Origin of the sequence: Vibrio sp. VP6 (assembly GCF_028823755.1) — a bacterium.
In the GTDB taxonomy this organism is placed as follows: Bacteria; Pseudomonadota; Gammaproteobacteria; order Enterobacterales; family Vibrionaceae; genus Vibrio; species Vibrio parahaemolyticus.
Genome location: NZ_JAPEID010000040.1, coordinates 22688 through 42631, shown reverse-complemented (window position 1 = coordinate 42631; position 19944 = coordinate 22688). Strand labels below are relative to the sequence as shown.

Genomic DNA, 19944 nt, shown 5'->3' with positions numbered 1-19944 from the left:
ACGCCTGGTTCCAAGGCTGGGGCTGGCCTTCATGCTCCAAGCTGTTAACCACTTGGTATTCACGCTCCGAGCGTGGCTTCTTATGGGCGATTTGGAACACCGCACACAACGTTGGTGGCGCGCTGATCCCTATTTTGGTGGGCTATTTAACGTTGCACTACAGCTGGCGTGAAGGCTTTATTCTACCCGGCATCATCGGGGTATTACTCGGTCTATTCGTTTGTTGGCGATTGCGCGACAAACCCACAACAATGGGCTTACCAAGTGTCGGACAATGGCGCAACGACGCACTAGAACTTGCGCAAGAAAATTACGGACGTGGCCTCACCTACCGCGAAATTCTGAAATCGTACGTATTTAACAACAAATACATCTGGCTACTCGCGTTCAGTTACGTGTTGGTTTACATCGTCCGAACCGCAATCAATGACTGGGGAAACCTGTACTTGACCGAGCAGCATCACTATAGCCTGATTAACGCCAACGCTGCTCTGTCGATGTTTGAAATCGGCGGTTTTGTTGGTTCACTGGTTGCTGGTTGGGGCTCAGACAAACTCTTTGGCGGTAACCGTGGGCCAATGAACTTACTGTTCGCTATTGGGATTTTCTTATCTGTCTCCGCGCTTTGGCTGATGCCTCTGACCAACTTTGCATTCCAAGCGGCGGGATTGTTCTCCATCGGCTTCTTTGTCTTTGGGCCACAAATGCTGATCGGTATGGCGGCGGCGGAGTGCTCTCACAAAGATTCTGCCGGCGCGGCAACAGGATTCGTGGGCTTGTTCGCCTACATGGGCGCAGCATTGTCTGGTTATCCACTGGCGTTAATTCTTGAAGAATATCATTGGACGGGTTTCTTCATCACCATTTCAGTTTGTGCAGCCGTCATTGGCCTTTTGTTGCTGCCATTTTTGCAAGCGCAACCATCACGAAAACCACTCGAACCAAAACCTCGGTTGTAAATCGACTTATCGCCCTTCGCGCAAATTGGCGAGTGACCTAACCGCGCTCGCCATCCTTATTTAACGTATCTCTGCTCAATTTTTCTTCCGATTCAGTTCGGAGGGTTAACTATGGGAAAAATTCATGAATTTGAACACTATTTCATCGCATAGCTTCTTTCAAATGAACAACAAAATCCAAAACTACGCTTGGGGAAGCACCTCTTCTATTCACGATTTGTTTGGCTTTTCTAACGAAACGAATGAGCCTCAAGCAGAAGTATGGATGGGTACTCACCCAAACGGCTGCTCTGAAGTTCAGATTGAGCAAAACACGCTGCCTTTGTCTGAACTGATCAAACAAAACCAACCCGCTTACTTATCAGCAGAAACCGCAGCGAAATTTGGCGACCTGCCCTTTCTGTTTAAGATCTTAGCGGCCGAACATGCACTGTCGATTCAAGTTCACCCAAGCAAACAAGATGCCGAAATAGGTTTCGAAAAAGAGCAAAGTGCTGGCATTCCACTAAACGCGAGCCATCGTAACTACAAAGATCCAAACCATAAACCTGAGTTGGTGTACGCGCTTACAAGTTACCAAGCCATGAACGGTTTTCGTTCGTATGACGAGATTATTGAAGCATTTGGCCTTTGCGATATCGATGAGCTACGCGCGCCTCTTGATACATTCAAACGCGAAATCAACTCACAAGGTTTACGAGATTTCTTTGTGCACATTCTGACCATGGAAGGAGAAACAAAAGAGCGAGCACTGAAACAGCTTCTTGCCCACGCTTCACGTCAATCGGAAGAAGGCACTGACAGCGACGTTTTCCAGCTCATCTTGGATCTATCCACTCAATACCCCGGCGATGTCGGCTTGTTTGCGCCATTACTGTTGAATGTCATCACACTGCAACCTGGCGAAGCGATGTTCCTGAGCGCAAGAACGCCACACGCTTACATTAAAGGAACGGGATTAGAGATCATGGCGAACTCAGATAACGTTTTGCGTGCAGGACTCACGCCGAAACATATGGATGTTGAAGAACTGGTTAAATGCACAGACTTTGTGCCTAAGCCGTTTAACAGCCTTGTACTAGAACCCAATGCCAATGGTTGCCAAAGCCTTTACCCCGTTCCAGTGGCAGACTTTAGTTTCAGCATTCTTAACCAACCGAACAATGAAGTGGTTGAGGCAAACAGCGCAGAGATTTTGATGGCGATTGATGCCGACCTGACACTCATCAGTGATAACGGTGAGACGTTAACCGCCGCGAAAGGACAATCCGTATTTGTTCCTGCTTACGTTGGCTATTACCGTATTCAAAGTGCGGGACGTGTGGCTCGCGCCTTTAACTAACTTCTGAATAACGGATTCAAGCTAGCGTCTGACCCAAGGGACTGGGTTAGACAATTTATTCCTCTCATAGATTGAGCCTGTCCGGTTTTAAGACACTCATTCTTACACCTTATCGACTCAAAGCCGCTGCGGTCTAAACCATCTAAGTTCTCTGAGAACCATAGATTCCTCTATTCACTACAACATCCATTGTCGATACCCATTTATTTCCGGTAAATTCGCCGCTCCAATATCAAATTACTTGGATAACAAATGCGCTTGCACAGTGGTATTTGTTGCAAAACGTATAATCAACGTTGTAATCAAAGCCTCAATCACTACAATCTCTGGTTCGATTTTTCAGTTAACGTTTGTATGCCGAAGTTAAACCAAGATAACCCTGTTCAAAGCTCCGCCCTTTCCGATATCGAAACCAGCAGTAAGATTCAATCGGCATTAGAACCGAAGTTTCACAAGCCAGAGAAACGTCTCTGCTTAAGCCCAGGCCTGTCGGATAAGCATTTGGCGCGCCGTTGGCAAGTATTGGAACAAGTGACCGATAAAGATCATCTTCTTGATCCTTTCACACAGTCACATTGCGACGCTTACTCCAACAACATCGAGCACTTCATTGGTACTGTCAATGTGCCGGTCGGCATCGCAGGTCCTTTGCGCGTCAACGGTTTGTATGCGAACGATGACTTTTTGGTTCCGCTCGCAACGACAGAAGCCGCGTTAGTCGCTTCCTACAACCGTGGCGCAAATCTTATTACCGCCGCTGGTGGCGCAAGCGCATTGTTACTGAGTGAAGGGGTGAGCCGAACACCAGTGTTCGCCTTTAATAACCTTGCCGACGCTGGCCAGTTCGTCAGTTGGGTTATGACCCAATTTGAAGTATTTCGTCAAATAGCGGAATCCACCACCTCACATGGCAAACTCAAAGATATCAATGTAAATATCGAAGGAAACCACGTTTATTTGGTCTTTGAATACGTGACCGGTGACGCTTCCGGACAAAACATGGTGACCATCGCAACAAACGAAGTGTTCCATCATATTTTGGCGACCAGCCCAATCAAACCAACTCAAGCATTCTTGGATGGCAACTTATCAGGCGACAAAAAACCAAACGCGCACACGCTGCGCTCGGTACGCGGTAAGAAAGTATCCGCCGAAGTGACCATTCCAGCAGAGTTGGTGAAAAAATATCTGCATACAACGCCGGAGTCTATGGTTCAATTTGGCAAAATGACCACGGTGGGCGGTTTACTCAGCGGGACAATTGGCGTCAACGCGCATTACGCAAACGCTCTTGCCGCGCTGTACATTGCTTGCGGTCAAGATGCCGCTTGTGTTGCAGAGTCTGCCATTGGTATCACTCGTATGGATGTGGACGCTCAAGGCAACTTGTACGCGTGCGTAACCTTGCCAAACATCATGGTGGGAACGGTTGGCGGGGGCACTGGCCTTCCTACGCAAAAAGCATGTTTGGATATTTTAGGTTTGCACGGCAACGGCAAAGCGAAAGCCTTAGCCGAAGTCGCAGCTGCGCTTTGTCTGGCTGGCGAACTCTCGATTGTTGGCGCATTTTGTGCCGATCACTTCTCCCGAGCTCATCATAAATTAGCGCGTAAATAACTGACTCGCCGCTCAGAGAAGACCTTTTGTTTTTCTCTGAGCGCTGAACTTCTGCGGGGCACTTATTCAGATCCTTCTCTTCGATAATTTTCTTTCATGGCTCATTCGTTTTAAACACCGAGTTCGCTCTCATCGATAAAGCCGCCTCTTTACCTTGGGCAAAATTGACCGTCAGTTCCGTATCTGTTCACAATTATTCTCTTTCTTACGCGGTTTTTCTTTCTTTTTGTCTATACATAAAATTCAGTAAGTTATCTCAAATTACCAATTCCTGTCGTTACAAAATCGTACTATTTTCAGTAATTGTGTTTTTTATTAGTCACTTATAGCGACTATACTCACCTCTGCAGCTGCTTGATTTTTCTAAATTTATTTTAAAGCTCACACGAGCGTCACTACTCCCGTTAAATGGATTTAAGTCGTTCCTTTGGGTAAGCGAGTTAACTATGAGACGTCAGAAACAAAATGGAATTTCTTGTTGGGTGCTAGGATTCTTAGCCATGTTGCTCTGCTATCCAGGGTCCGTTTCCTCAGAAGAGGATTCCGCTAACTTCGTCAATGCGCGCTTTCTTTATCAAAGTACGTTTGGACCAACGCCAGCCTTGATTGATCAAGTCGAAGAAGTTGGCATTGAAAGTTGGATCAAACAACAACTTCTTCTTCCGGCGACCTATCATCGTCCTCTCTACGACACTCCTTTTAGCAAAGGAGCACAAGCAAATCGAGAAAATGCTTGGTATCAAATTGTTCTCACATCAGAAGACCAGCTTCGTCAGCGAATGGCATTTGCGTTAAGCCAAATACTCGTGGTCTCGCGCTATGGCGGAGCACTATCGAGCAAGCCAACAGGCCTAGTGGACTACTACGATGTGTTGGTGAAGCATGCTTTTGGCAACTATCGTGATCTTCTACACGAAGTGGCTATCCACCCAGCGATGGGTAACTACCTATCAATGATGGGCAGCACTAAGGAAAATACTTCAACAGGCGCGCTACCGGATGAAAACTTTGCCAGAGAACTGATGCAGCTTTTTACGTTAGGACTTTACGAGCTAAACCTTGATGGCAGTGTAAAACGTGCTCCTAAAACCGGAAAACCGCTGCCGACCTACTCTCAAACTGATATCCAAGAACTGGCCCGTGCGCTAACTGGTTGGAAAAATTCAGACACGGCATTTGTTGAACCCATGCGCGTGATAAACAGCCGACATGACACCAACGAAAAAACCGTGTTGGGAACAACCATTCCTGCGGGTTTGACCGCCCAAGAAGAGCTCTCACAAGTGCTGGATATATTGATGTCTCATCCTAACATTGCGCCATTTGTGTCGAAGTTTTTGATTCAACGATTCGTCTCTTCTAACCCAAGCCCGGAGTACGTTGCGCGAGTTGCTCGCGTATTCAACAACAACGGAAAAGGGGTAAAAGGTGATTTAAGCGCAGTGATCCGCGCGGTTTTACTTGATAACGAAGCCATGGGGTTAACCAACACGCCGCCAATGAAAGTGAAAGAGCCCATTTTGGTGCTCACTAACTTCCACCGAGCCGCAGGCTTTACACTTACCGCTGCGCGCTATGACGGAGCAACAACAGTGATGAACACCGCAGAACAAGGCGCACTGCGTTCTCCTTCAGTATTTAATTTCTACTCGCCAGACTATCAACCTTCGAATGAGTTTGTGCAATCAGGCATGGTGTCACCCGAATACGAATTGCTCGATTGGTCAGTGTATACCGATCTGGTCAATTTCATGCTTAGTAGCACTCGCTCGGGTGGTGGTGATACTTATACGCTGGACTTTAGCGAACTGTATTCCCTACTCGATGATCACGAAGCTCTCGTTGAGCGTGTCGATGAACGATTCTTTGCGGGCACGGCTTCGCCTGAACTCAAAGCGCTTTTGCTAGAAGTGTCGGATGAGTATCGAACCGATTACGTACCAACAACAAAACTCGCACTCGTTATCTTTACTGCGATTTCTGGCGATGAATTTTACATTCAGGATTAGGGGTGAATTATGGACATTTCGAGACGTAACTTTCTAAAAAGCACCGCATCGTTTGGGGCGATCGCTTCACTCGGATTGCCGGGTTATTCACTTGCCGCGCCTTCAAATGATTTCCGAGCGCTAATCTGTGTATACTTAGCTGGCGGAAACGACGCGATTAATACCATATTGCCGCTATCTGATTTTCACTACAACCAGTACGCCAATGTGAGAGGATCTCTTTCTGTTGCCAAAAATACCATTATTCCCATCGGATTGAATGCCCACGACGCAAACAACAACGCCGTTCCGCTTGGGCTACATCCTAAGTTGTCGGCACTTGCTCCACTATTCCAACAAGGCGATGCTAATTTGGTGCTCAATAGCGGCATTCTCAATCAACCTGTGACAAAACAAGCCATCGAACAAGGTGATGTTCCATTGCCAGAGCAGTTGTTTTCTCACAACTCACAGACCGCATCTTGGCTGCGCGGTGGGATGGATGCTTCTACGAATTTAGGTTGGGCTGGACGCATGCTCGATGTGCTAACATCAGACGCTCAAATAACACCGCTGTATAGTGTGCATGGCGATACGTTATGGTTGAAGGCCATGGAGCACCGTCAGACCGTACTCAAAAAAGACAAAGCGGTTCAATTGACGGCGGTTGGAAATCCAGTTTACGAAGAGATTTATCAAAAACTGCTCTCACAAAGCGCAGATAACCCGTTCAGTGGGCATTTTAATTTGATGGTCGACGAATCCATGATGATGAGCAACATCCTCGCGGAGCAACTGAAACTGATCGACGACGCGCCTTTATTCTCCTCTTCTACGCTCGGCAAACAAATGCAGACCGTGTACAAATTGATCGCCAGCCAGAGTGCGCTTAGTCAGCAGCGACAAGTGTTCTTTGTAAAACATACAGGATACGACTTGCATGACTCGCAACTTGCGCGACACCCTTTGTTACTCGAAGATCTCGCCACCAACCTAAATGCCATGTATCGCGCAGTTGATAAGCTCGGTATGAGTAAAAACGTGACCACGTTTACGATGTCTGACTTTGGTCGACGAATGACCAATAATGGTAACGGTACCGATCACGGCTGGGGCGGTCATCAGTTATTGATAGGTGGTGCGGTAAATAGCAGTGCGCCGATCGGTACGTGGCCAGAGTTAACACTTGGAGGGCAAGATGATTACTCAAAAGGTCGATTGATTCCGGCTATTGCCGCAGACCAAGTTGGCTCAACTCTCGCACAGTGGATGGGTGTGAGTGACAATGCCGCACTGGACTACGTATTCCCGAACATCCGTAATTTCACCACATCTAACCTTGGCTTTATGGCTTAAGCTAAGCGGCTTAGTTTCGTTTATTTAATTGTCAAAAAGGGAGCGCAATGCTCCCTTTGCAATATCATCTATGTTAACGAACGTTCATTAAACTTCGTCACGACGACGTTCGTTACAAAGCTTGATAGCGCGCTCAAGTAATTCTAGCGCAGATTTTTCACACTCAGGCAGAGCTGCATCACTTTCACCAATTGGCGTTACGCGGTCACCCCACTTCAGCACTGCTGCACCCCACGTCAAACCTGCACCAAACGCAGCCAGAAGCATGTTATCGCCAGGATTTACTCGGCCTTGCTCTACCGCCTCACACAATGCAATTGGCACCGTTGCCGCAGAGGTATTGCCGTAGTTTTGAATGTTCACAAACGCTTTGTCTTGAGGAATACCGGAAAGGTCGCACAGCGTTTGAATAATACGGATGTTCGCTTGATGCGGAATCACCACATCAATTTGTTCCGTCGTCAACTGAGATGCTTTCAGTACGGTTTTCGCCGCTAGGCCCATGCCTTTCACTGCGCGTTTGAAGATCTCTTGACCCACAAAGTTGAAATCCCAGTAACCGTTATCTTCCGCAAAGCGGTCCATACAAGTACCAAACTTCGGCACAGAAAGAATATCGCGACCTTTGGCATCACAACCAATTTGCGATTGCAGCAAGCCCGTTTCTTTCTCTGTGCGAGATAGAACCACCGCACCCGCGCCGTCACCAAATAGAACCGCGGTATCACGCATCGCCCAGTCAATGTAGAAAGACAAGCGTTCCGCACCGATGATGATGGCGTGTCGGTAGTTACCGGACTGAATCAAACGCGTGCCCGTTTCTAGGCCGTATACAAAACCGGTACATGCTGCGTTTAAGTCGAAAGCCGCCGCTGAGCGAATGCCCAGATTTTGCTGCACTTTAGACGCAATGTTTGGAATAAGTGAATCAGGAGAGCACGTTGCAACAATGATTAGGTCGATTTCGCTTGCTTCAACGCCTGCTCTTGCCAACGCATGCTGAGCGGCTACTGTCGCCATATCTGAAGTATTTACATGGCTAATACGGCGATTTTCGATACCTGTTCGGGTGCGAATCCACTCATCTGAAGTATCAAGGAAAGTGCTAAGATCATCGTTAGAGAGCACGGTTGGCGGAACACATTTCCCCCAACCTGTAATTTCAGCGTAGTAATTTGTCATCGCAGACCTATTTATTGTTGTATTTTAATGAAATATCTAAGAACCTGATCCGGTTCTATTATAAAACTTGCTATTCCATAAAATTTGCAAGTAAAAAGAAAGTATACGCATTATGAAGCTGACTGGTAAGTCATGTTTTCATCAAGTTGTTATAAAGGAAGAAGTCATGTCATCGTTTAAAACTCGTTGCCCATCTTGTGGCGGTTTAAATCGTGTCCCTAATGAGCGTGTTGCAGAAGCTGCAACGTGCGGTAAATGTAAGAGCCCGCTTTTAGATGGCGCGCCTATTGAAGGTACACTCGATAACTTTTCTGCACTATTAGAAAGCTCAACGCCAGTTATTGTCGATTTTTGGGCTCCATGGTGCAATCCGTGCGTCGGCTTTGCTCCTGTTTTCTCGGATGTCGCGCAAGAACAAGCAGGAACGGCTCGTTTTGTAAAGATTGATACTGAAGCCCAACAACAGCTTGCGGCGCAGTTTGGTATTCGCAGCATTCCAACCATCATGGTATTCAAGAACGGTCAGCGCGTTGATATGCTGAATGGTGCGCTGCCTAAATCGCAGTTTGATCAATGGTTAAATCAAGCACTTACAAAATAATCCCAACCTTGAGCCTGCCAGTCTGGCAGGCTTTTTTATGCAGCAAATTGCCATATAATCTCGACAAATTTTATTTGTCGATACGACACAAATTTATCATTTTACATGCCTACTAATTAGCCTCATATTCGCGCCGAATAACCCCCAGATTTCTCTTAATTTATAGGCGCAAAACATTGGAAAACACAGTCGTTTCTGCAGCATCACCACGAGTTACAGTTCCAGTCGTCGCACTGTCTCTTTACGCGGTTGCTTCAGGTTATTTGATGAGCTTGATCCCACTCATGCTCGGCGAATACAACATCTCTGCTGATTACGCGAGTTGGTTGGCGAGCGTGTTTTATGGCGGCTTGTTGATTGGTGCCATGTTTATCGAACGCATTGTTCGCAATGTTGGCCACCGCAAAGCATTTATTGGCTGTTTGGCTGCATTTTCGCTCACCATCGTTGCCCTACCAGCATTCCCGAATGGCCTAGTTTGGCTCGTTGCGCGCTTTATTGCTGGTGTCGCGGTTGCTGGTGTATTCGTGATCGTTGAATCCTGGTTGATGTCAGGCGACGAAGCATCACGCGCAAAACGCCTAAGCCTATACATGCTTTCTCTGTACGGCGGTTCGGCTCTAGGTCAATTTGGTATTGGCGTTCTTGGCGTAAGTGGCGGCGTACCCTTTGTTGCGATTACAACATTGATCCTAATGGCGATGCTGGTACTGATGTTTATTGATTGCGAACAACCGAATAGCCATGAATCGACTTCATTGTCATTCAAACAGATTGCAAAACTCAATCATGCAGCGATCATCGGTTGCGTCGTATCTGGTTTAACCTTGGGTGCGATTTACGGTCTTATGCCTGTTGAATTGGCGAACCGTAAAATTACCTACCAAGACATTGGTACGCTTATGGCGTTGGTGATCCTTGGCGGCATGTTGGTTCAACCTATGGTGACCACATTAAACAAATACATGAGCCGAACAGTCTTAATGGCGTTCTTCTGTATTTTGGGTATTTTCTCTATCGGTTTGACGTTCATCTCTACGTCTACCGCAGTGTTGGCGGCGTCGCTTTTCCTATTGGGCATGGCCACGTTTGCTCTATACCCAGTGGCAATCAACCTCGGCTGTGAAGGACTTGATGAACGCTTTATTGTCTCTGCAACTCAAGTCATGCTGTTTAGCTACAGCGTAGGCTCAGTAGCAGGCCCAGTGGTCGCAGACAAATTTATGGGCCAAGTACACGGCTTGTTGGGTTACTTGTTTGCGGCTTTGGTAGCGACATGCGTTTACATGTTGCTTGCAGCGAGCAAAACCAAACAGCAAATGGCTGCGGGCCTATAAAGCTAAAACAACCAAATGACCATTGAAAACGAGGGCTATCTGCCCTCGTTTTTTTATGCGTTTTCCATTAACTGCTTTCGATAACGTGTTGGTGAAATGCCGTAGAACTTCTTAAATCGATGCGTAAAGTTGTACGGGTCTCGGTATCCCAATCGATTGGCAATCATCGCAATTGACCACGCCCGGTATTGCAACAAGTCTGCTGCTTTGTGCATTCGCAGCTCGATCAACTTGCTCCTCGGGCTCATATTGAAGAGCTGTTTCGACAAACGGTTTAGCTGTTCTTCACTAATAAAACATCGCTTCGCCATCTCACTGACAGTCCAAGGCAAATGCAGTTGCCCTTCTATCTCATTAAACAAGGTCTGAACACGCGAAAGTGACGTACTGATTGGCGTTTCCACACTTTTCACCAACCGTTGCACTTCACTGATCAATAACTGACGAAAACCAGAGCGTCCGCCGATTTCGTTGTAGAGTAAGGTCATCAACGACCAAATCTGTTCTGAGCCACGAAATGGAATCACGCACTGACCAAGATCATTGAGATGATGCCATGCAGGTGCATTTTGTGGCAGCAACCAGACCATTTTCCAACTTCCCAAACGCGGGTTGATCTCGAAACGAAAGCAAGTGTCTACGGGCAAGATGGTCAGCGTATACGGTTCGATCTCCTTAACGCAATTCGGCGTAATCAACACACCGCCGCCTTCTAACGTGAATAACAACGTATGCACGCCCACCTTGTCACGCTCAACATGATAACCGTCGTGCAGCTCAGCCAATCCCGCCATAAAAATATCGGCACGTTGCCATTCTGGAATTTCCGTTAGCGTAAGAAAACGTTCTTTGCACGCAGGTGCAAGGTAGACGTCATCGTGCCACTCATGTTGAGGAGAGAATTGACCGATGACGGATTCGCACAGGTTTTGTCGATTTTCGAACATGTATTTATGCCTCGGTTGGTTTTATATTCCCCCACAAACTGAGGAGTGACTATGACGAACAACACTGACATCAAAAACCAAACAAATCCTATGTCTGGCGACTTGTTACGTCAGATTATTCGCTTAGGTTTTCCCGTCGCAATCCAAAGCGCGCTTGTCGCGATATTGGCATTGGCTGATGTTCTCATGGTTAGTGACTTTGGTAAAGAAGCGACAGCGGCTGTGGGAATTGCGTCAAAATGGCATTTCGTAGCGATCATGATCATGGCCGGTCTAGCCTCTGCCAACGGCACGCTCGTTGCTCAATATTGGGGGCGAAATGATGCCGTCAGTGCCAAAACCGTCACTGGTATCGCCATCCGATTTGGCTTAAAAGTGCTTATCCCAGTGACGTTGATCATCACGCTTGGTAGCGAACTCATCATGCGTTTACAAACCAGCGATACACGAGTGATTGAGTTGGGTGCGACTTACTTGTGGTATGCGTTTCCGGTGCTGTTGCTTACGCATATCGTCATCGTGCTCGAAGCCAGCATGCGCTCTTCGGGTGACACCGTCACTCCGCTATTAATGGATGCAATGACCATCGTCCTTAATATTGGTTTGAATTTCTGGTTAATCAAAGGCGGCTTTGGCATCCCAGCAATGGGGGTCGCTGGTGCGGCATTCGCTACGACCATTTCTCGTTTGTTCCAAGTACTCGCCATGATTGCCTACATGCGTTGGCAGAAGCACTGGGTGCTGGAAGTAAAAGAAGGCTCTGAACGCCCTTCGCTGTGGCTGTCTTATCGTCGTCTTGCGCTGCCAATGACGCTAGGTGCGCTACTTTGGGCAATCGGCACTATGGTTTATCAGATGATTTTTGGCCACATGGGGACAACCGAATTGGCGGTATTTAGCATGCTCGGCCCATTTGAATCACTCTGTTACTCGATTTTCTTTGGGATCTCTGTGGCGTGCTCTGTGATGATTGGTCAATCCTTGGGGCGCGATGCCTTTGAGCAAGCCGAACACATGGCAAAATTCTTTATCAAAGCAGTCTTTGTTTTTGGTATTTCCATTGGCGCACTGTTGCTTCTCAATCGTGAGTTGATCATTGCAGCATTGAATTTGGACAACCCTGAGCTTTACACACTCGCAGCCCCTGCGGTGATAATTTTGTGCTGCGCGATTTGGTTGCGTATGTTGAACATGATCATCATTAACGGGATTATTCGAGCTGGTGGCGACAACGTATTCTGCTTACGCATGGACTTTATCGCCATGTGGATGACAGGCTTACCACTTTGCGCAATCGCTGCGTTTGTTCTTGGTTGGGAGTTTAAGTACGTGTATGCACTTATGATTGCAGAGGAAGTCGTTAAGTTGGCGTTGTGTTATCGTCGATACACGCAAAAGTATTGGATAAAGAATCTAACCGTCGTTACGACTTCTTAGTATCGCGTTCTACATTGATTCTTTTGTGGCGGTTCGATGCATTGGCAGCTGGTTTTTCAGGAACCTCGCGTTTCTCGTGCAGCAGGTGCCGAACTGCCAGAATCGGATGTTTTAGTAACATTCTCGGGCCTGAATAGCGCATCACTAAACGCATCTGTTCTTTAGGTTCGGGTTTATAGCAGTGGATTGGGCACTTGTTACACGTCGGTTTTTCTTCTCCGTATGGGCATCGGTCCAATCGCACTTCCGCGTACTCAAGCAGTTCACGGCATTCGCTGCACAGCGCATCTTTGGTTCCATGATGATCATGGCAATACACCTCCACCATCGCTTTGACGGTTTTAAATTCGGTGGCGAGTTTGCCAAGTAAAATATCGCTCATGGTATTGCCCAAAATCACAGCTGGAGAGTGTAGAGTTCTAAAGTTCGGCCATTATCATATTGCTGCTCAACACGTTCAAATTCGAAACCGAGTTTTTTCAGCAAACTTATACTACGAATATTATCATTATTCATAATCGCGAGCAGTTGACTAAGTTGCATCGCTTGTTTCGCGTACTCGATCACTGCCTTTGCTGCTTCTATAGCAAAACCTTGGCCGTAAGCTGAAGGAAGAAAACCATAGCCGATGTCGTAAGCGTTCAAGGTATCACGCTTCACTAACCCACAAATGCCTAGAGGCTGTGTTGTCTGCTTATCTTCAACCACCAGCAAGCTCACACCTTTCTTTTCTTCCATACGCAGCATGTTCTCTTTGATGTAACGAGCCGCTTCGTAATCGGTTCGCATTTGCTTATCCCCAACAAAGCGATAAAAGTCAGGGTGGTTGTAGAGCTCCAATATAAATGGCGCATCATCTACACTCACTAGACGCAGTATCAATCGTTCGGTGGTCAAAGTTTTCATACGAACTCCATTAAGGTTGTAACTTGGATGAAAAATCACTATCCTGCCCCGCTAAATTAAAGGACCAACACCATGAACCGCAAGAAGAAAATCAATCAGATCTTAAAAGCGAAGCAGAAGAAGCACAACGCGAAGCTGCATAAAAGCAACAAACCGCGCTACATCTCTAAAGCTGAGCGCGCGAAAATGGAAGCCGAAGAACAACAGCAATCTTCTGAAAACGTTGTAGAGACAGCAACTGCTGACCAAGCTTAAAAAGAAAAGCCGCATAATGCGGCTTTTTTACTTTTAGAAAAGAATATTGAACTTAGTATTCAAGGCTGTAGTTCAGTGTAAACGTGCGGCCTCGACCTTTGTAATCATACGCCGCCGCATCGTAGTGAGCTGCGTACAAGATCTGTGCACGTTGGCCCCAAGCCGTGGTGTAATCTTCATCAAGCAGGTTTTGAATACCAAAGCCAAGCTGACCAACTGGCAAATTCACATTGCCCAGTAGATCAAACGTGGTGTAACCATCAAGCTTGTTGTTAGCATCATCTTCGTAATCAAACATCGTTTGGCTTTGTAGACGCACTGAATAATCATCCTGATAATAAGCCGCCCACGCGTTCGCTTTTGATGTGCTTGCTTTACCTGCGCTTAAGTCTTCCCACTTCCCGTTGGTTTTTAGCTCAGACACGACATAATGACCAGAAGCACCCAATAGGATGTCACTGCTTACCCAATAATTGATGTTTGCTTCTGCGCCGTAAACGCGCTGCTCGTCATCGACGTTGGTAATTAGAAGCGTTTTTGCTTCTGCGCCGTAAACGCGCTGCTCGTCATCGACGTTGGTAATTAGAAGCGTCTTTTTATCGTACTTGATGGAGTTATCCGACACCGAGTAGTAACCCGCCGCTTGCAGTGCGACGGTATCGGTATCTAAGCGATAACCAATTTCGTAGCTGTCCGTTTTAATGCCCGACATTTTTGAATCGGCTACGTTGATGCTGTCTTTGAGTGCGTAGTGCCCGTTGGCATCAACGGCCTCGTAGCTGCCTTGACCGTAGTATTTCGCTGGGTCTGCTAATTCAAAACCTTGTGAGAAGTTCGCCCACAATTGAGATTCATCATTCAACTGATAAATTGTCCCAACATTAAACAAACTCACCGAGTAATCAGTACTGCCACCCGGCACTTCATCGGCAGACACACCTTTGCCCGAAGCAATGTTCTTCTGCACACTGTATGCGACAAAATCATCAATCTTGTTGTCCATATATTGATAACGGTATCCCGCCTGTATAGACCAATCTTGACTGATTTGGTAATCACCCTGCACAAACATCGCGTAAGAGGTTACGTCTACACCAGGATAACGCCCCACTTCCGCATACGTTCGGTTAATTAGGTTACCTGAGTTGTCAGCGATGGTTTTGTCGAACAAAGCTTGGTTGCTATCGAATCGATCTAGGTATGCATCCACACCGTAAACGGCACTGAATGCACCCCAACTTTTCGCCAGCGCTAAACGCCCCGCAAACACTTCGGTTTCTTGTTGTGAAGAGCTTTGGTAATACGGTGTAAAGGTTTGATCTTCGCTGCGGTAAGACAATTCACCAATCAATTGATGACCGAATACGTTGTCGTGTGCGTAGTTTGCACTTAAAAGTACACGCTCTGTACCATGCTCACGATCGGAATCGAACCCTTTTCGCACATCAACAAATTTGCTATTAACAATGTACAAGCCGTATGGCGAATCTTGCTGGCTGTCATAGTATTGCGCGACTAGGTTTAGTTTGCTGGCATCGGAGATTTGGATCTCTGCCGAACCCATAACATCAAGCGTTGAGTTGTATTGCAGAGAACCTTGAGAAATGTCTGGCGTGACAATGTCACCATTTCCGTCAAATGCACCTTGTGTCTCGGAATACACCACTGAGCCACGTGCTTTTACGATGTCATTTCCACCAGCAACGGATTGTGCGACTTTGTAGTCAAAATCATCGCTGCTGTTGAAGCCTGACGTACCGCCGACAAAAGATTCAAACGCCAATTCATCTGAGTACGCTTTTTTAGTGATGATGTTAATGACACCACCCGTCGCACCAGCCCCATAAATGGAAGTCGCGCCTGAAAGCACTTCAATTCGTTCGATGTTGAACGGGTCAATCGCATCCAATTGACGACTGATAGGACGAGAAGATTGCAGAGAAACGCCATCAATCATGACCAACATGGCTCTGCCACGCAGATTTTGGCCGTAGTTTGTTCGGCCGCCAGTGCCAACATCTAAAGAAGGGATCGTGGCAGAAAGAATATCACCCAGAGTTTTACCTGCTCGGTATTGTTGAGCAATTTCTTCTTGCCCTACAAACCAAACCGTACCGGGAATATCAGAGATAGATTTTGGCATGACGCTGCCAACCACGACTAATTGTTCATCTGCTGCGTTTTGAGACGCCAGTTGCTGAGCTTGTTCCGCAGCCAATGCGTGCGCTGCATATCCACTGCTCATCGCTAATACGATGAGGTTTAAAGAGAACTTCCTATTTGTCATTGTATTTATCTTTTTGTTGTAGCCAAAGAATCGACAATGATACTTATTATCAATAACAAATCGAGCACTGTTACATAGGTTAACGAATTGTTAACTATTGCTCTTTTGCATGATTAACTGACGGTTTTTTGCAGCTCTCGGGCAGTCCTCGCAGAGCTTTCTTCCTTCACACTTGTACACCAAGCAGCAGCTTTTTCTGACCAGTTTGAGCGGTTGCTCATGAGGCACACCATGCAAAGCATCGATATGACGCTCATCCAGCCCCAGAGCACTAAGCCACAAGCTAGCGTGCTCTTTAATGATGGCATCGGTCAGTTGAGGGAAATGTTGCTGTAACCTTAACAAGCACGCCAAAATACCGTCTGACATCAACTGATGAGTAAACCCCGGACGAATGCGAATCCACTCGTTCATCTGTTCTTGATAAAAATCGAACAAAGCTCGAATTTGACGCCCAGCCTTCGTAATCAATATTGTGTGATCACCTTGAATATGTTCCTGATCCGCAAAGCGAAATCCTCTTACAAAGCAGGGCTGTAAGTACTGCGCAATATTTCCCAAATTCGGGAGCGATTGAAAACCGTAGATAGAGACAAGCGCAACGTAGATTGGCTGCCAGCAGAGCAAATCCCATGTTCTTGTGAGCCAATACGCCCTTCCGGCCTCTGGATACGTTTCAGAAAGTTGACGATACAACTCTTGGACGATGGGATTGATATCATTATCGATATGAATGGCATCCGACTCAATGCGACCAATATCGCCATGTAAATAAGGAGTGATGGTTTGCGATGTTTGAAAGAGTTGCGGGAAAAATGACTCGGACATGATTGCGTGCGGTTACGGTTTGAGATCTGCCCCCTTTATACTTAACCATGAATCGCAATGCAAACTATTATCTTTTGTATTTGTACATTTTATATACCGTTGACCGGCGCCCCAAGTCAGTATCCATTTCGTTGCTCAACCACTTGAGTAAAACGACACACTATAAAATTCAACAAATGATTAAATCATCAGCAGGTTTTGAGGTATTTCGATTTAAAAATGCCACAGCATAAAAACACCTTGGTAAAAGGTCTGTAACAGTTCGCTCTGATAGCGTGAGTTATTGCCAATAATTGAATATTGCTGTTTCTTATCCAGCGGAATGTGAACAACATGAAGTATTTTCCATCTGAATATCGGGACAATATAACTAGGTAATTTGGCTATATAGCCCTCTGTTTTGAATAAGGAAATCCACATGTTGTATCTTGAGTTTCTATTTTTGCTCGTGATGCTGTATATCGGCTCACGCTATGGTGGTATCGGCCTCGGGGTCGTATCTGGTATTGGTTTGGTGATTGAAGTCTTTATCTTTAAGATGCCGCCAACCTCCCCTCCTGTCACCGTTATGTTGATCATCCTAGCGGTTGTAACATGTGCATCGATTCTTGAAGCCGCAGGCGGTTTGAAATACATGCTTCAAGTTGCCGAACGTGTGCTTCGTAAAAACCCAAAACGCGTCACCCTGATCGCTCCTTTTGTGACTTACTTTATGACTTTCTTGCTCGGTACAGGTCACGCGGTTTACTCCATTATGCCAATCATTGGCGACGTTGCATTGAAAAACGGCATTCGTCCTGAGCGTCCAATGGCGGCGGCGTCTGTCGCTTCTCAAATCGCAATCACAGCCTCACCAATTTCAGCGGCTGTGGTTTACTACTTAGCACAACTCTCTGATATTCAGCACGAGATCACTCTGCTTTCTATTTTGCTCGTTACGGTTCCAGCAACACTATTCGGTACGTTGCTAATGTCACTTTACAGCATCAAACGCGGTAAAGAACTGGAAGACGATGAAGAATACCAAGAGCGTTTGAAAGATCCTGTGTGGCGTGAAAAGATCCTTAACACAACTGCAACGTCTCTTGACGAAGTGCTACCAACAAGTGCTCGCAACTCTGTGTTGCTGTTCATCGCTTCTATCTTGGTTATCGTCGTTATCGCGATGTGGCCAGACATTCGTACCATTGTGGATGGCGCGAAGCCAATTAGCATGGCCGTTGTCATTCAAATGATGATGCTCTGCTTCGGCGGTATCATTCTTCTTGCAACCAAAACTGACCCGCGTGACGTGCCAAACGGTGTGGTATTCAAATCAGGTATGGTGGCGGCAATTGCTATCTTCGGTATCGCATGGATGTCTGATACTTACTTCCAATACGCAATGCCTCAATTCAAATCTGGCATTGTAGAGATGGTAACGAACTACCCTTGGACGTTCGCGCTTGCGTTGTTCATTGTATCGGTTGTGGTGAACTCTCAAGCAGCAACGGCTCGTATGATGCTGCCTGTTGGTCTTGGCTTGGGTCTAGATCCTGCACTGCTTATCGGCCTAATGCCAGCGGTGTACGGTTACTTCTTTATTCCGAACTACCCTTCTGATATCGCGACAGTGAACTTCGATACATCAGGTACAACTAAGATTGGTAAGTGGTACTTCAACCACTCATTTATGTCGGTAGGTTTGATTGGTGTGATCGGCGCGTGTTGCTTAGGTTACGTACTAGGACAAATCATCATTCCTTCATAAACAACCTGTAAAGTAAGATTGGAATGCGAGTCATTGTACGCATAAGTACAGCCTGAATGACTCGCCTTTTCTTTGTCTAGTCTAATGATTACAGCAAGAAATCATCATCAATCGCGACGAAATTATCAGCACAATCAATCAAGGTTTGCGAGGTTAACCTTGGTACACCATAGACGGTGACCTTCTTGTTGTAGCGCTGCTGAATACGTTCCACCAGCAAACTGAAGTCGCCATCACCAGAAACCAAAATCACGCGGTCAACATCAGGCGCAATCTCAATCGCATCGAGCGTGATACCGACATCCCAATCCCCTTTGGCGCTGCCATCTCGACGCTGAATGTAAGGCTTCAACATCACCTCAAATCCCACACCTCTTAGAATGTGATGAAACTGGCGTTGCTTCGGATCGTTACTGGCAATGGCATAAGCTTTTGCGCTTACTACTTCCTTTTCTTGTGTCGCGACATACCAAAACTGGTTGTAGTCAAAGTTACTGCGATACGCTTCGCGACAAGTGTAATAAACGTTTTGAACGTCAACGAGAATGGCGATTTTTTCTTTGTGGGCTGATTGCATGGTGATCTCATACCGATAATTTGCCGCCTACCCTAAGCCAGATCGCCCAAAAGCACAATGAGCCAATTCCACTAAACTTAACGTATAAACGGAAAATCGCGTTTTTAGGAGTGAGTCATGGATGGAAAGTTATTGGTGATACTGCTTTTGTGCGTCTTTGCCTCGACGGCACTCGGCTATCCTGCGCACACTCAATACTGGCCGCATCGCAGTGTTCTGTATTTCGCGCCTGAAAATGATGATTACGTAAAACAGTTCTTGCTTGAAGCATTGATGCACGAGTGTGAGTTAGTTGATAGAGATGTCGTCACACTGGTGATCACAGAAGACGGCTACACCGTGCCAAGCTGGCTTAAAGAAGAGTTTGATTTAAAGATACTCGCAGAGATCTACAGCGTGAAAAAAGGCGAGCACACTGCGATTTTACTCGGTAAAGATGGCTTAGAAAAATACCGCTGGGGGGCAGAAACCGACTGGCAATACATTAACGATTTGATTGACCAAATGCCGATGCGAAAACAAGAGATGCAGAGGCAACGAAGCCCCTGCGAAATCTGAAGTACTTGAGGAAATGA

At 46.5% G+C, this 19944-nt stretch carries 18 protein-coding genes; 11 read left to right on the top strand and 7 right to left on the bottom strand.

Features of this window, described 5'->3' with window-relative positions; translation table 11 throughout:
• The 5 genes from uhpC to OU793_RS19995 all read left to right on the top strand — a co-directional run.
• The coding region (gene uhpC / locus OU793_RS20015) for an MFS transporter family glucose-6-phosphate receptor UhpC (protein ID WP_274647825.1) at positions 1-959 on the top strand (959 nt) is incomplete at its 5' end.
• 124 nt (positions 960-1083) lie between these two features.
• Complete coding sequence (gene manA / locus OU793_RS20010) at positions 1084-2301, top strand: mannose-6-phosphate isomerase, class I (protein ID WP_140103624.1); 1218 nt, start codon at positions 1084-1086, stop codon at positions 2299-2301.
• 354 nt (positions 2302-2655) lie between these two features.
• Positions 2656-3918, top strand: a complete 1263-nt coding sequence (locus OU793_RS20005; protein WP_140103623.1) for a hydroxymethylglutaryl-CoA reductase — start codon at positions 2656-2658, stop codon at positions 3916-3918.
• Positions 3919-4364: 446 nt separating this feature from the next.
• On the top strand, positions 4365-5927 hold the full coding sequence (locus tag OU793_RS20000; protein WP_140103622.1) for a DUF1800 family protein: 1563 nt from the start codon (positions 4365-4367) through the stop codon (positions 5925-5927).
• Positions 5928-5936: 9 nt separating this feature from the next.
• Positions 5937-7262 carry a DUF1501 domain-containing protein gene (locus tag OU793_RS19995; RefSeq protein WP_140103621.1) on the top strand — a complete coding sequence of 442 codons (1326 nt, stop codon included), beginning with the start codon at positions 5937-5939 and terminating at the stop codon, positions 7260-7262.
• Positions 7263-7349: 87 nt separating this feature from the next.
• On the opposite strand, the gene OU793_RS19990 is transcribed toward OU793_RS19995, so the two are convergent.
• On the bottom strand, positions 7350-8444 hold the full coding sequence (locus OU793_RS19990; protein WP_021450860.1) for a ketoacyl-ACP synthase III: 1095 nt from the start codon (positions 8442-8444) through the stop codon (positions 7350-7352).
• 166 nt (positions 8445-8610) lie between these two features.
• On the opposite strand from OU793_RS19990, the gene trxC reads away from it, so the two are divergent.
• Positions 8611-9045 (top strand): thioredoxin TrxC, encoded by a 435-nt coding sequence (gene trxC, locus OU793_RS19985; RefSeq protein WP_140103620.1) that lies wholly within the window; start codon positions 8611-8613, stop codon positions 9043-9045.
• 176 nt (positions 9046-9221) lie between these two features.
• Entirely contained in the window at positions 9222-10382 is a 1161-nt protein-coding gene (locus OU793_RS19980; RefSeq protein ID WP_159404339.1) for an MFS transporter, read from the top strand.
• A gap of 53 nt (positions 10383-10435) precedes the next feature.
• Here OU793_RS19980 and OU793_RS19975 read toward each other — a convergent pair whose 3' ends face one another.
• Positions 10436-11329 carry a helix-turn-helix transcriptional regulator gene (locus OU793_RS19975; protein ID WP_025536183.1) on the bottom strand — a complete coding sequence of 298 codons (894 nt, stop codon included), beginning with the start codon at positions 11327-11329 and terminating at the stop codon, positions 10436-10438.
• Positions 11330-11380: 51 nt separating this feature from the next.
• Here OU793_RS19975 and OU793_RS19970 point away from each other — a divergent pair, with 51 nt between their 5' ends.
• A complete protein-coding gene (locus OU793_RS19970; protein ID WP_159404340.1) occupies positions 11381-12766 on the top strand; it encodes an MATE family efflux transporter in 1386 nt (461 codons plus the stop codon).
• On the opposite strand, the gene OU793_RS19965 is transcribed toward OU793_RS19970, so the two are convergent.
• Together OU793_RS19965 and OU793_RS19960 are read right to left on the bottom strand one after the other, a co-directional pair.
• Positions 12753-13148: a nitrous oxide-stimulated promoter family protein gene (locus tag OU793_RS19965; protein WP_025627277.1), complete on the bottom strand. Its 396-nt coding sequence runs from the start codon at positions 13146-13148 to the stop codon at positions 12753-12755. The two genes, OU793_RS19970 and OU793_RS19965, sit on opposite strands and share 14 nt — an antisense overlap.
• Positions 13149-13162: 14 nt before the next feature.
• Positions 13163-13672, bottom strand: a complete 510-nt coding sequence (locus OU793_RS19960) for a GNAT family N-acetyltransferase (protein WP_274647824.1) — start codon at positions 13670-13672, stop codon at positions 13163-13165.
• 72 nt (positions 13673-13744) lie between these two features.
• Here OU793_RS19960 and OU793_RS19955 point away from each other — a divergent pair, with 72 nt between their 5' ends.
• Positions 13745-13927 carry a DUF2986 domain-containing protein gene (locus OU793_RS19955; protein WP_005480281.1) on the top strand — a complete coding sequence of 61 codons (183 nt, stop codon included), beginning with the start codon at positions 13745-13747 and terminating at the stop codon, positions 13925-13927.
• 52 nt (positions 13928-13979) lie between these two features.
• On the opposite strand, the gene OU793_RS19950 is transcribed toward OU793_RS19955, so the two are convergent.
• Together OU793_RS19950 and OU793_RS19945 are read right to left on the bottom strand one after the other, a co-directional pair.
• Complete coding sequence (locus OU793_RS19950; RefSeq protein ID WP_274647823.1) at positions 13980-16214, bottom strand: TonB-dependent receptor; 2235 nt, start codon at positions 16212-16214, stop codon at positions 13980-13982.
• Positions 16215-16304: 90 nt separating this feature from the next.
• Complete coding sequence (locus OU793_RS19945; protein WP_140103617.1) at positions 16305-17042, bottom strand: siderophore ferric iron reductase; 738 nt, start codon at positions 17040-17042, stop codon at positions 16305-16307.
• Positions 17043-17460: 418 nt separating this feature from the next.
• Here OU793_RS19945 and OU793_RS19940 point away from each other — a divergent pair, with 418 nt between their 5' ends.
• On the top strand, positions 17461-18792 hold the full coding sequence (locus tag OU793_RS19940) for an anaerobic C4-dicarboxylate transporter (RefSeq protein WP_005460955.1): 1332 nt from the start codon (positions 17461-17463) through the stop codon (positions 18790-18792).
• 88 nt (positions 18793-18880) lie between these two features.
• On the opposite strand, the gene OU793_RS19935 is transcribed toward OU793_RS19940, so the two are convergent.
• Entirely contained in the window at positions 18881-19369 is a 489-nt protein-coding gene (locus tag OU793_RS19935) for an NYN domain-containing protein (protein WP_140103616.1), read from the bottom strand.
• Between the two features lie 117 nt (positions 19370-19486).
• Here OU793_RS19935 and OU793_RS19930 point away from each other — a divergent pair, with 117 nt between their 5' ends.
• Positions 19487-19927, top strand: a complete 441-nt coding sequence (locus OU793_RS19930) for a DUF4174 domain-containing protein (protein ID WP_005460915.1) — start codon at positions 19487-19489, stop codon at positions 19925-19927.
• Positions 19928-19944 lie beyond the last annotated feature (17 nt).